The 12,340-nt window shown below is 52.7% G+C and carries 10 protein-coding genes; 8 read left to right on the top strand and 2 right to left on the bottom strand.

The features are described from left to right. Positions 1–313 precede the first annotated feature (313 nt). The 5 genes from MKY58_RS13410 (at position 314) to mnmH (ending at position 5,047) form a co-directional block, all read left to right on the top strand. Positions 314–757 carry a globin gene (locus tag MKY58_RS13410; RefSeq protein WP_339324966.1) on the top strand — a complete coding sequence of 148 codons (444 nt, stop codon included), beginning with the start codon at positions 314–316 and terminating at the stop codon, positions 755–757. A gap of 205 nt (positions 758–962) precedes the next feature. Then, complete coding sequence (locus tag MKY58_RS13405) at positions 963–1,499, top strand: NAD(P)H-dependent oxidoreductase (RefSeq protein WP_036709793.1); 537 nt, start codon at positions 963–965, stop codon at positions 1,497–1,499. Positions 1,500–1,676: 177 nt separating this feature from the next. Continuing rightward, on the top strand, positions 1,677–2,708 hold the full coding sequence (locus MKY58_RS13400; protein WP_339324965.1) for a M15 family metallopeptidase: 1,032 nt from the start codon (positions 1,677–1,679) through the stop codon (positions 2,706–2,708). A gap of 199 nt (positions 2,709–2,907) precedes the next feature. Beyond that, the gene (gene selD, locus MKY58_RS13395) at positions 2,908–3,957 is read left to right on the top strand and encodes a selenide, water dikinase SelD (protein WP_212949653.1); all 1,050 of its coding nucleotides are present in this window, start codon (positions 2,908–2,910) and stop codon (positions 3,955–3,957) included. Positions 3,958–3,967: 10 nt separating this feature from the next. After that, positions 3,968–5,047 (top strand): tRNA 2-selenouridine(34) synthase MnmH, encoded by a 1,080-nt coding sequence (gene mnmH / locus MKY58_RS13390; RefSeq protein WP_339324964.1) that lies wholly within the window; start codon positions 3,968–3,970, stop codon positions 5,045–5,047. An 81-nt stretch (positions 5,048–5,128) separates the two neighbouring features. Here mnmH and MKY58_RS13385 read toward each other — a convergent pair whose 3' ends face one another. Further along, positions 5,129–6,310, bottom strand: coding sequence for a glycosyltransferase (locus MKY58_RS13385; protein WP_339324963.1), 1,182 nt, complete (start codon positions 6,308–6,310; stop codon positions 5,129–5,131). Between the two features lie 674 nt (positions 6,311–6,984). On the opposite strand from MKY58_RS13385, the gene MKY58_RS13380 reads away from it, so the two are divergent. Then, positions 6,985–7,749 (top strand): SDR family oxidoreductase, encoded by a 765-nt coding sequence (locus tag MKY58_RS13380; protein WP_339324962.1) that lies wholly within the window; start codon positions 6,985–6,987, stop codon positions 7,747–7,749. Positions 7,750–7,849: 100 nt separating this feature from the next. On the opposite strand, the gene MKY58_RS13375 is transcribed toward MKY58_RS13380, so the two are convergent. After that, positions 7,850–8,035, bottom strand: coding sequence for a hypothetical protein (locus MKY58_RS13375; protein ID WP_339324961.1), 186 nt, complete (start codon positions 8,033–8,035; stop codon positions 7,850–7,852). 137 nt (positions 8,036–8,172) lie between these two features. On the opposite strand from MKY58_RS13375, the gene MKY58_RS13370 reads away from it, so the two are divergent. Next, positions 8,173–10,581, top strand: a complete 2,409-nt coding sequence (locus MKY58_RS13370; RefSeq protein ID WP_339324960.1) for a YcdB/YcdC domain-containing protein — start codon at positions 8,173–8,175, stop codon at positions 10,579–10,581. Positions 10,582–10,656: 75 nt separating this feature from the next. Then, positions 10,657–12,306: a M20/M25/M40 family metallo-hydrolase gene (locus MKY58_RS13365; RefSeq protein ID WP_339324959.1), complete on the top strand. Its 1,650-nt coding sequence runs from the start codon at positions 10,657–10,659 to the stop codon at positions 12,304–12,306. Positions 12,307–12,340: the final 34 nt, after the last annotated feature.

Below are 12,340 nucleotides of genomic sequence, written 5' to 3'. Positions count from 1 at the left end.
AAGGATCGGAAACGTCCGCGCGTACAAGTCAGGACACGGTAATTGTAGAACACGCAACGCATATAGTCAACATATATGTATAAAAAGTAAAAGGATATTCATGATCCGTACTTGACAAAGGGTTTAAAGGATTATAATAATTAATATACATTTATGTATACTAATTAGGATGGGGAAAACCAGGGTACGCGGTTTAAGCGGACCGTTCCCTGTATGAAAAATAGCCGGATCCCAAAGCTTGCATTGCAGTTTTTGGCTGATCCGGAATATGGATACATTCATGCATTTACCGGAAGGAGGATTCATTTTCTTCATGAACTCAGACCATAATCAAGGAAACGCGTCGCAAACGGGGGAATCCGCGCGGCGGCCGGTGTCCTATTACGAATTGATGGGCGGGGCGCCAACCATACGCGCGATCGTCGAAGCGTTTTATCCGAAAGTGATAAAGCATCCGCTGCTTGCTCCGCTGTTTCCGGAAGACATCACGCCCGTCATGGAAAAGCAGGAAATGTTCCTGACGCAGTATTTCGGGGGACCGCAGCTCTACACGATGAAAGAAGGGCATCCCCGCATGAGGGCAAGGCATATTCGTTTTCCGATCACGCCCGACCGGGCGACGGCTTGGCTCAGCTGCATGCAGCAGGCCATGGATGAGGTCGTGGAGGACTCCGCGCTCCGGGAGCAGATGATGGAACGTTTGGCCATGACCGCCTATTTCTTCGTCAATACGGACGAACAAGAAGACGACATGTAACGGAACGATCGACAAGCTTTCGTTTTTGACGGAAAGGGAATACGATGGAAGCGTAAGCATCCAATGGCAACGGCATTCAACGGCTGAAGGATACTCCCGGTACCGGCAAAATAAAGCGAACATCATACCCGAGGCTTTGCAAAAACAGGGTCCATGCGGAACCGTCCATTTTGCAGCGTCCTCGCACGAAAAGGAGACTGCCTTCATGAAGCTGGTTGGAATATCAGGTGCGATCATCGGCAGCAAAACGGCCATTGTCGTACAAAAAGTACTGGAAGAAGTCAAAAAAATAGATCCTGAAATCGAAACCGAATTGCTGGATATGAAAGATTACGACGTGCAATTTTGCGACGGGAGGGATCCGTCCGCGTATACGGGGGACACCAAAAAAGTGATCGACGCCGTCATTTCCAGCGATTTTTGCCTGATCGGAACCCCGATCTATCAAGCCTCCATGTCGGGCGTGCTCAAAAATCTGTTCGACTTGATTCCGCAGTCCGCACTGCAGCAAAAAGTCATCGGATTCGTGGCGACGGGAGGAACGTACCAGCATTATCTCGTGATCGAAAATCAGCTGAAGCCGATCGCCGGCTATTTCAGATCCTATGTGGCGCCCGGTTATGTTTACGTGCATGACGATCATTTTAACGAGTTTAAGGAAATTCATGATCCCAACGTGTTGGAGCGGATTGAAAGACTTGCTGCAGAGCTTGTATTTATGCAAAAACGGCTGAAGTCTTAAAAGACAGCCGGAAATTTACATAGATCGACATGGAATTCGCCGAAGCGACCTGATCAATCCTTTGATCAGGTCGTTTTTTGTCGTATAATGAAATAGTAGATTGATAGATTCGAAGATTGGCATGACCCAAGAACTGTAAAGAGAGGCAAGCTTGAACACGGGGAGAGATGCACATTCATGCGTAAGTATATGATTACCTTTGCTGCCGCGGTGCTCATTGTAGCAGGCGGTTATTGGGCTTTGGGGAAAAACCATGCTCCGGCTGCCGACGGCGCCGTGGTCGAAAAGCCGCCCGCGCTCGCGCAGCAACATTCGCAACCATCGCCATCGCCGGTTATCGGCGCGGATGATGGGGACAAGGCGTCAGCGGATTCCGCCAAGCAGCAAACCAAGGACACGTTGACGTCCGGCAGCGCAGACAAGCAAGGAGAAAAGCCGAATCAGGCTGGCTCAGGCGCGATGAATACAGGCGCGAAAACGCAGCAGGCCGCGAAACCTGCGCAAAACGCTTCTGCGGGCAAATCGTCATCAACCGGCAAAGCGGACTCCGAGGCCGGGAGCGGCACGAGCAAAACGGGAGGAAAAGGATTTATCAATTCTTACAGCGTGGAGCATGTCGTTTCCAATCCGGAAAGCATCGCTGTGCTGGTCAACAAAACGTACAGACTCCCGGCCGGCTACGTTCCTCCGGATCTCGTATATCCGAACGTTCCGTTCATATTTTCGGAAAAGGCAGACAAACGCAAAATGCGCAAGGAGGCGGCAACGGCGCTTGAAAAGCTGTTTGCCGCCGCCAAAAAAGACGGGGTTCAGCTGGCGGGCGTATCCGGTTACCGCTCCGAATCGCGCCAAAAGACGCTGTATAACAACTACGTAAAACGGGACGGCGTAAAAGCGGCCGATACGTACAGCGCCCGTCCGGGGCACAGCGAGCACCAAACCGGCCTGACGATCGACGTATCCGGCATCACGGGCAAATGTGCCGCGGAAAGCTGTTTTGCCGGCACGAAAGAGGCCAAATGGCTGGCTAAGCATGCGCATGAATATGGATTTATCATCCGTTATCCTGAAGGGAAAGCTTCGATTACGGGCTATAAGTACGAGCCTTGGCATCTTCGTTACGTCGGCGCCAAAATCGCCAATGAAGTGACGAGCCGCCACATGACGCTGGAGCAGTATTTCGGCCAAGCGGTGCCCGTATCCAAATAATTCGCGTCACCCGTGACGCGGATGGATTCGAAAAACAGGACTTCCTGCATGCACAGCGTGCGCCCGGGGTCCTGTTCTTTCATTTGCCTTTTTTTCCGGGGATGTGTACGATCTAAATGGGGCATGCCTTCATCCTGAACGGACATGAAGTAGTAACTCATCCGATAATTCTATTTATGACGAAAGGTCGTGTAAACGAATGGATTCCGATATCAGCGTTAAATTGACTTCCCTCTCTAGCAAAGGCGGCTGCGGCTGCAAAATCGGCCCGGCGGATTTAAGCCAGGTGCTCCGCAATCTGCCTCCAGCCGAGCCGAACCCGAATTTGCTCGTAGGGCTGGATACAAGCGATGACGCCGGCGTGTACAAACTGAACGACGAGCTGGCGCTGGTGCAAACGCTGGATTTCTTCACGCCGATCGTGGACGATCCGTACGCCTTCGGGCAAATTGCCGCGGCGAACGCCATCAGCGATATTTATGCCATGGGAGCCAAACCTTTAACGGTATTAAACATCGTCGCATTTCCGATCTCCACGCTGGACAAGCGGATTTTGTCCGAAATCCTGCGCGGGGCCGGGGATAAAGTCAAGGAAGCGGGAGCGACGTTGGTAGGCGGCCACTCCATCGACGATAAAGAGCCGAAATTCGGTTTAGCGGTCACGGGTCTGGTCCATCCTGATAAAGTACGCAGCAACGCCGGAGCCAAGCCGGGGGATAAACTCATCCTGACCAAACCGATCGGGGTCGGCATCATGACGACTTCCATCAAAAAAGACCAGCTCACCGCCGAAGAAATCGCGCGGGTGACCCAAGTGATGTCGACCTTGAACAAAACGGCCGCCGAGGTCATGGAAGGTTACGACGTCCATGCCTGCACCGACGTGACGGGCTTCGGCCTGATGGGCCATTCGCTGGAGATGGCCAAAGGAAGCGGCGTGGAGATCCGCATCCGCAAGGATGACGTGCCCGTGCTTCCTCGAGTCCGCGAGCTGGCGGAACAAGGAATGGTTCCCGGCGGTTCCAAAAACAACTACGAGCATGTCAAAGACAGCGTTCGATTCCCTGAACAGATGGACCAAATCGACCGCTGGATTCTGTGCGATGCCGTCACATCGGGCGGGCTGTTGATTTCCGTTAGCGGCAGCGAAGCAGAGAAACTTCATGAGGAGCTCGTGCAAGCCGGCGTCGAAGCCAAGATCATCGGCGAGGTTACGGCAAGCGGCAGCGGACAAATCGTAATCGAATGAGGAGATTGTTATGTTCCAGGACATTTCTATAGAGAAACTGAATGAGCTTCGCGGGAAAAACGAAATCACGGTGATCGACGTTCGATCGCCTTCCGAATATGCCGAATCGACCATCCCGGGCAGCATCAACATCCCCTTTTTTACGGATGAGGAACGTGCCGAAATCGGAACGCTTTACAAGCAGGTCAGCATCCATACCGCCAAAGAACGCGGGCTCGAGATCATGTCCGCCAAACTGCCTGCTTTCGTGAAGAAATTTGCCGAAATTCAGGGCAACAAGGCGGTTTTCTGTTGGCGGGGCGGCATGCGGAGCCGGACGACGGCAACCGTGCTTTCGTTGATGGGGATTCATGTGTACCGGCTGGACGGCGGTTACCGGGCTTATCGCAGATGGGTGGTCGAAACGCTGGGGACCATGGAATTTCCGCCGGAAGTTTACGTGCTGCACGGATATACCGGAACAGGCAAAACGGAGATTTTGAGGACCTTGAAGGACAAAGGGTATCCGGTTATCGACCTGGAAGGTCTGGCCGGACATCGGGGATCGATTTTTGGCGAAATCGGACTGAAAAGCCATAACCAAAAAACCTTTGATGCGCTTCTTCTGGAGGAACTGCTTCGATACCGGCACGAGCCGTTTATCCTGATCGAAGCGGAGAGCAAACGGATCGGCAAAGTGGTTTTGCCCGAGTTTTTGATCGATAAAAAGGAAAAGGGCACTCATATTCTGCTCAATGCCGCCACGGATTTGCGCGTAAGAAACATCATTAACGATTACCGTCCGACCGAGCATGCCGAACAAAGCTTGCAGGCATTTCGACAGATCCAATCGCGCATCCACACGCCGGTAGCCCGGGAAATCGAAACTTGCCTGCTGTCCGGCAACTACGAACGCGCGGTGGAGTTATTGCTTGTATATTATTATGATCCGAGATACGCACACACCGCATCTTCCTACGGAGAGGAATTCCAAAAATTGGAGCCGATTTCTTTCGATACGCTGGAAGAGGCCGTTCCGCTGGTCGAAGAGCACATTCGAAAGCTGTCGTCACGGAATCGCTTGAACCGGCAGGAACAGCCGGGCGCGTAGAATCGGCGAGCGGCCGATGCACGTAACTGACAAAAAAAAGAGAGCCTGAGCGCTCTCTTTTTTCATGCGAAGCTATACGGATCAAATGCCGACAGGAATTCCGTGCGTAACCACGACGTCAGCCTGCTGCGGCGGGTATTCCAGCATTTTGGCTACTTCTGCGGCACATTTGCTCGGACTGTAGTAATCCTTCGCGGGAGAACCGAAGAGGGAAGGGCGGGAGCCCCGTTCGATGCGGATTTGTTCGCCGCGCGCCAGCTTCCGCAGCCATTCTTCGAGGACGTTTTCGTTTTGCAGCGCTTCGCCGTAACCGCGTTTGACGAAATATTCCCGGTTCATTTCTTCCTGGCCGGGCAGCGATTCGCAGAAAAGCATCGGCAGCCCTTTGGCAAGCGCTTCGGTGCAGGTCATTCCTCCCGGTTTGGTAATCAGCAGATCGGATGCGTCCATCCATTTGCTGATTTCGCGCGTATGCCCGAGAAGCACGATGTTTTCATGCTGGAATTCCGGGTCGCTTTTCAGCTTGTCGAGCAGCTTCTGATTGCTGCCGCAGCAAAATACGAGCTGAACCTGATCTTTCCACCGATGAAGCTGCTGGACGAGCTGATGATTCGAAACCAATCCCCAGCCGCCTCCCATGATCAATACGGTAGGCATGTTTTTGATGTTGAGCGTTTTTCTGACGCAGGTTTTGTCTTCGGAAGACCAGAAGTCGGGATGAACCGGAATGCCGGTGACTTTGACGTTTTCCGCATACACTCCCCGGTCCAGCAAAAGCTGGCGGACGTTGTCCGTGGAGACGAGGAAGCGGTCGACCTCTTTGTTGATCCAGGAGGCATGGGCGTCATAGTCCGTAATGACGGTAAACAAAGGCACGTTAAGCCCGGCCGCTTTAAGCCTGGAAATGATGTTGGTCGGGATCGGATGCGTGGTGACGATCAGATCCGGACGCAAATGCGCGATGACCTCAGCCGTATGATGATAAAAGATGCGATGAAGCGCCATGATGGCCAGTTTGCTCAGCGGTTTGTCGTGCTGTTTGCGGTACAGCAGACCGACGAGACCGGGATTGGTGTTTATGGTCAGACGATATGCCGAAATAATCCAGGGCGCGACGGTAGGATTCAGGAACGATCCCAGTTCAATCACTTTGGCTTGAATATCGGGATTCATTTTTTTCATGCCTGCGGCTAACGCGTATCCGGCTTGGGTATGGCCGCTGCCGAAACCTTCGGATAATATCAGTACTCTTTTCTTGCGCATATGATCACCTTCGATCTTAATATATTGGACGCTCCTTCGTCGGGAAGGCAGCTTATGTTCTAACGTTAAGCAACCCTGAAAATCAGGCGGGTTCCGTTCTATGCTCGATCGCTTAGTCTTATGAAATAAGTTTATGACGGATTGAAAGGGTCCAAAACGGACCGCGGACTGGTTTCCATGCTAGACCAAGGTCGGGGGAACAAGGCCTGTTCGGGTTATTCTATGTAGTTAGACGATGCGCGAAAAGATAACCATGCAGGTTTGATGAAAAATGTTTGAAAGGGAAGGAAAAGCGGGTGTGAAAATCCGTTGTTATTCTACTAATAATAGATTATGAGTAAATTTATGTATGTTCAAGGGGCAAATGCGCAAAAATTAAAGCCCCGACTGAAGAATCGGATGGATCAAGTTTCCGAGCGGCGCCCGGGACCGTTAGCCAACGCTGCCGAAGGCGGCCGTGCCGATCTGCGGCGTTTCGTTTTTGCATATCATCGGCATGCTCGATTTGAGTGTAAAGGCATATCGTTTGCGCCGTATTGATTCAGTGTAAAAATTCGCGACAGGTTATAAAAAGTTCATGCTTTCGCATGTGAAACGTTTGAAGCTTTCCGGGACAAGCGTTACAATAGAAAATAGACAGTTTGTCTAATTGATGACCATAGGAGGAATATGCGATGAAACTCCAAGACAAGGTTGCGGTAATTACGGGTGCCGGCTCCGGCATGGGAAAGGAAATGGCTTTGCTGTTCGGGCTTGAAGGCGCAAAGCTTGTGCTTGCGGATATCTCCCAAGCAGCCCTGGACCAGGTCGTGGCGGAAGTGAAGCAAAGCGGCGGTCAAGCGGTCGGCGTCAGCGCCAACGTTGCCAAGGAAGAGGACGTTCAGAACATGATTGAAACCGCTGTCAAAACGTACGGTTCGCTGGATATTCTGGTGAATAACGCGGGAATCATGGACAAAATGACGCCGGTGACGGAGCTGACGGACGAACTATGGGAACGCGTCATTGCCGTCAATGCGACGGGGCCGATGCGTGCGATCCGCAAAGCCCTCCCGATCATGATCGAGCAAGGCAAAGGCGTCATCATCAATACCGCTTCCATCGGCGGGTTGTACGGCTCCCGGGCCGGGGCCGCTTATACGGCTTCCAAGCATGCGGTGGTCGGCTTGACGAAAAACGTGGGCTTCCAATACGCCGATGCGGGCATCCGCTGCAACGCGATCGCTCCGGGCGGCGTGGAAACGAACATTATGGCGGATGCCGGAGACATGAACCCCGAATCGCGCGGGTTAAGAAAAGCCATGTCCGGAGCCGGCTTCAATCCCCGGAACGGCAAGCCCGAGGAAATCGCCAAAATCGCATTATTCCTGGCTTCCGATGATTCCAGCTTTATCAACGGTACGGTAATTACCGCCGATGCCGGCTGGACGGCATACTAAGCGAGCTCCCTAAGACAAGAGGGAGCAGGTCATCCGAAGCAAAAGAACCGAGTTCAAGGTCCGATCTCCGACATCCCGGGAGAGCGGGCCTTTTTCCCTTTTACGACACAAATAAAAAAGCGCCGTCGTCCGTGCCTTTTCGGCACCACGTTCGGCGCTGCTTCGCTTTTTTGTTCATGACCACCTGCGTCATCGGTTTGCGGCTCCATGTGACCCGTCCCCCCATAACTGGCGCTGCCTGTCTCGTCTGTCCGGATTTCGCGGACTTCGTCGTCCGTTGTTTCATCACGCATCTCTCCTTCGAAAAGCTGGTTACGGTTTTCAGCATAAAACATTTTAAACATGAACACAAGCCAACTGCGTAAAATAAAAGGGTATGCTATAATTATTTTGGTTTATTATGGAAATTGGGAGGTTGAAAGGATGAAGCGCAAAAACCACGGGAGACAAGCCTCGATTCCCGCTTCCGCTAACAAGGTAGCAAAAACCTTCATTGCGGGGACGATCGGGTTCAGCTTGCTGCAAGTTCCGATATGGGCGGGAGCTTCGCCGGCATCCGTCTCACAGTCGGGCACGGGGATCGCCAAAGGGGCCACGGCCGCTAACTCGGCCGCCGCAAATCCTGCTCCAGGGGAAAAAGCGAAAATAAGCAAAGAAGAAGCTGCGAAAAAAATGGTCGCCTTGTTTCCCGTCTTGAATGAAGCCAAGCTGGAAGATGCCAGCTATACGGAAGGGACGGACAATTCCTTCAACGAGTCGGTCTGGATGCTTACTTGGACCATAACGAGAGGAAACAGCACGTATTCGTTTTCGGCGAGCGTGGATGCCATGACCGGCGATGTGCTCAATTTCTACCAGCCGGAGTATGTTGCCAACGAAAGCAAGGCCTATTATCCTCCCGAAATCAGTCAAGAGCAGGCCGAAAAAGCGGCCAAGGCGTTTATCGTGCAAGCCGCCAGCTCCATCAAAGCGGATGATCTGGTTCCGCAAGAAGGCATCAATAACGGGAACAAATCGCTGTTCGGGCAGGTGGTGTACAACTTCGGCTACAGCGCCAAAGTCAACGGCATCCCGTCCGATGGCGAAAACATCCAGATCGGCGTCGACGGCAAGGGGCGGATCTTTAGCTATAACCGCATGTCAACCTCCAAATCCTATCCATCCGCCAATCCGAAAATATCGTCTTCCGATGCGCTTGAATCATTCAAAAAGGATTTATCCCTTGGTCTGGCTTACGTTCAATTCAACGATTATTATAACCCTGCCCGTTCCAAAAAGGATTGGCGGCTGGCATACATACCGGCTCCTTCCATAACCATGACGGACGCCAATACCGGAAAAAGGCTCAATCCGTTGCAAGACTCGGAACAAACGGTTCCGAAAGCGCTCGAATACACGGCGCTGCCTTCCGGGTCGGCATCCTTTAAAGCGCATCAGGGCAATACGCTAACCTCCAAGGAAGTCCTTCAGTTATATCCTGATCTTGTCCCGTCAAGCAAGGATTATTCCCTGTCCTCTTCGCTGACCAACTACTGGATGGATTCGGGAAAACAGGTGTGGTCATTAAACTGGTACAAAAAAAGCGAGTTGGGAATGACCGGGGATAACGTGTATATGATGGTCGACGCAGGGACGGGACAACTCATCAGCTACAATATCAATGAACTCCCGGCGTACACGAAAGAGGCGGACAATGCCAAGCCGAGTCCGATTACCGATGCGAAAAGCAATGCTTCGGGCATGTCGGCATCCGCAGCCAAGAAAAAAGCCTTCGACCTTGCCGGGCGTTACTACCCCGAAGCGGCAAAGGCATTAAAGCTGTCCAATGAGTCCTCTACGGATCAAGTAAACGGTAAAACGGTTCACAGATTCGTATTCCAGCAATTTTACAAAGACCTTCCCGTTTATAACCAGCAGGTAAGTCTCGTTCTTGACGGCAGCGGCAAGCTGCTTTCGTATAACGCTAATTTGCCGCTCACGGGGGATGACCGCCAAAAGCTTGATGCATTGACGGCCAAGATCAAACCGGAGGACGCGGTGAAAACGTACCGGGAGGCTTTGGGGGCTCAGCTCCTCTATGCGTCGATCGGAGGATATTACGTGGAAAGCAAATTCGCGGAGCCCCGGATTTTGTTGGCTTACGCGCCGACCTTCAACGGCGACCGCCGCCTGCCGTTCATTAACGCCATTACCGGCAAAAACGAGTTTTACGGTTATTTCGGAACCCAAAACGGCGCCGATCCGGCAGCCAACCTGCCTTCCGATGCGGTGGGCCACGGCGCGGGCAAAGAACTGGTGACGCTGCTCGAATACGGCGTCATCGCCCCGGAATCCGACGGGCTTCTGCATCCCGACAAAGAGATTACGTACGGCGATCTGCTGGCAATGATCGCAAAGGGAGTGAGCCCGACCCAAAGCTACTACGATCCGGGCCGTCTCGGCAAACAGTTTAAAGATGTTTCTGCCGACAGTCCCTATGCCGAAGCCGTGCAGATGTTCGCGGATCGGGGCTGGCTGCGCAATACGTCGGGCGAGCTCCATCCTGAGCAAAAGCTGACCCGGGAAAAGCTGGCCGAAACGATCGTTAACGTGCTTCGATACGATAAACTGTCGGCCTTTTACGAGTCCGACCCTCAAATTTTGGCGTTGGCGGATGCCCAAGCCATCCAACATAAAGGTGCCGTGAAACAGGCGATCCAGCTGGGTCTGATGTCCGCTAAAGACGGCAAATTCGAGCCTGCCCAACCGGTCACCAAGGCCGAGGCTGCCCAAGTGCTCGTTTTGCTGGCACAGATCCAAGGGAAGGTGGATTCGCCTGTGGCGGGATATTGACGCAACGTTTGGGTTCCGGCTGCGGCCAGCTGCAGCCGGATTTTTTAAAAGATGATCATAATGGAGGCTTTATTCATGAATGCTACCGTCAGGGGTGAAAGCATTTTGCGGAGGTTGTCCGGCGTTATTGCTACCGCTTTATTCATTGGATTGGCGGTCATTTCCTCGCTTTGGTTTGAACAGCCGCCCGCGGGTAAAGGAAAAGCATCGCCGGAAACCGTCTTTTCCGCCGATCGTGCTTTCGACCATTTGGCTCATATCGCAAAAGCGCCCCACACGCCGTTTATGCCCGAGATCGAGAACGTCAGGAAATACATCGTCGGGCAGTTTGCGGAGCTGGGTCTCGAAGTCGAGGTGGAGCCTTTTCAAGCGCAAATGAATCGCGGAAACGGCTATGAAACCGTCGCCATGAACAATATCATCGCGACGTTAAAGGGAACCGAGCCGGGGAAAGCGTTAATGCTGTCGGCCCATTACGACTCGGTTGCCCACGGGCCTGGAGCCAACGATGACGGCGTAGCCGTGGCTTCCCTGATCGAAACCGCAAGGGCATTAAAGGCCCAAGGAAAACCGCTGCGCGACATTCTGTTTGTCATCACGGACGGGGAAGAAGGAGGGCTGCTCGGAGCCAAAGCATTTTGGAGCGCCTCCAAATTTAAAGACCAGGTCGGATTGGTCGCCAATTTTGAAGCTAGAGGGGCCGGCGGGCCTTCGCTCATGTTCCAAACGAGCAGCGGAAACGGCAAGTTGATTCGCGAGTTTGCCGCTATTGCCCCAGTTCCTGTAAGCAATTCGTTTTTGGCCGATATTTACCGCCTGATGCCGAATGACACGGACCTGACGATTTCGCTACGGGAAGGGATTCCCGGACTCAATTTCGCTTACGTCGGGAGCTGGGATAAATATCATTCTGCGGAAGATACGATCGAAAACGTCTCCATGGCTACGCTGCAGCATCATGGAGAAAACGCGCTTGCGGTCGCGAGCCGTTTTGGGGCAATGGATTTGGGCGATTTAAAGGAGCCGGATGCTGAATATTTCAATTTGTTCGGCAAACTGTTTTATTACCCGCAATCCGTGAATTTGCCGCTAACCATCGTTTTGACGGCCGCGTGGTTCATGCTTGTCGGTTTATACGTCAAAAAACGCAAAGCCCGTGCCGGCAAAATAGCCGGGGCCGTCGGGGTGGCGTTTATCGGCTTCTTATTGTCGGCGCTGCTGTCCTTCGGTTTCTACGAGCTGCTGTCGGCAATGACCTCCCGCATTCCGAATCCGTTCTATCATTTCAGCTTCCTTGTCATTACGCTGCTGGTCCATATTTTGTTGAGTTCCATCCTGCGCCGCGGCCGCAGCGATTTGGAGGCGGTCCTTGCCGCTGCATGTTTATTTTTGATATTGACTTGGATCGTGACGTTTTTGCTGCCTGGCGCATGTTATTTGTTCGCAATTCCGCTTCTAGTCCACTGCATCGTGCTGGCGTTTCTGCAAGGGGCGCAGGATCCATCCGCAGTTCTAAGGCGCAGCTGGATGACGATGATCCTTTCCGCAATGCCCGCGTTGTTGTTTGCCACGCTGTTCCATTTGCTTTTCATGGCGATGCCGCCGCTTGTAAACGTGGCTTGTGCCATGCTGTTTTCGCTGAATTTATCGATGATCGAACCGTTTACACGGAATATCGCAGGGCTCTTTACAAGGAAAAAATATCCGAAAAACGTTGCGGCTTGACTTCGGACTGTATTATCCGTTTGACAAAACCATC

It is taken from the genome of Paenibacillus sp. FSL W8-0194 (assembly GCF_037969745.1).
Lineage (GTDB): Bacteria > Bacillota > Bacilli > Paenibacillales > Paenibacillaceae > Paenibacillus_AQ > Paenibacillus_AQ cookii.
This window is presented reverse-complemented; position numbering and strand designations above follow the sequence as displayed.

Excerpts from the sequence above, each read along its gene's own strand:
- MKY58_RS13410 (WP_339324966.1), top strand. The coding sequence starts at position 314 with ATGAACTCAGACCATAATCAAGGAAACGCGTCGCAAACGGGGGAATCC.
- MKY58_RS13405 (WP_036709793.1), top strand. The coding sequence starts at position 963 with ATGAAGCTGGTTGGAATATCAGGTGCGATCATCGGCAGCAAAACGGCC.
- MKY58_RS13400 (WP_339324965.1), top strand. The coding sequence starts at position 1,677 with ATGCGTAAGTATATGATTACCTTTGCTGCCGCGGTGCTCATTGTAGCA.
- selD (WP_212949653.1), top strand. The coding sequence starts at position 2,908 with ATGGATTCCGATATCAGCGTTAAATTGACTTCCCTCTCTAGCAAAGGC.
- mnmH (WP_339324964.1), top strand. The coding sequence starts at position 3,968 with ATGTTCCAGGACATTTCTATAGAGAAACTGAATGAGCTTCGCGGGAAA.
- MKY58_RS13385 (WP_339324963.1), bottom strand. The coding sequence starts at position 6,310 with ATGCGCAAGAAAAGAGTACTGATATTATCCGAAGGTTTCGGCAGCGGC.
- MKY58_RS13380 (WP_339324962.1), top strand. The coding sequence starts at position 6,985 with ATGAAACTCCAAGACAAGGTTGCGGTAATTACGGGTGCCGGCTCCGGC.
- MKY58_RS13375 (WP_339324961.1), bottom strand. The coding sequence starts at position 8,035 with ATGAAACAACGGACGACGAAGTCCGCGAAATCCGGACAGACGAGACAG.
- MKY58_RS13370 (WP_339324960.1), top strand. The coding sequence starts at position 8,173 with ATGAAGCGCAAAAACCACGGGAGACAAGCCTCGATTCCCGCTTCCGCT.
- MKY58_RS13365 (WP_339324959.1), top strand. The coding sequence starts at position 10,657 with ATGAATGCTACCGTCAGGGGTGAAAGCATTTTGCGGAGGTTGTCCGGC.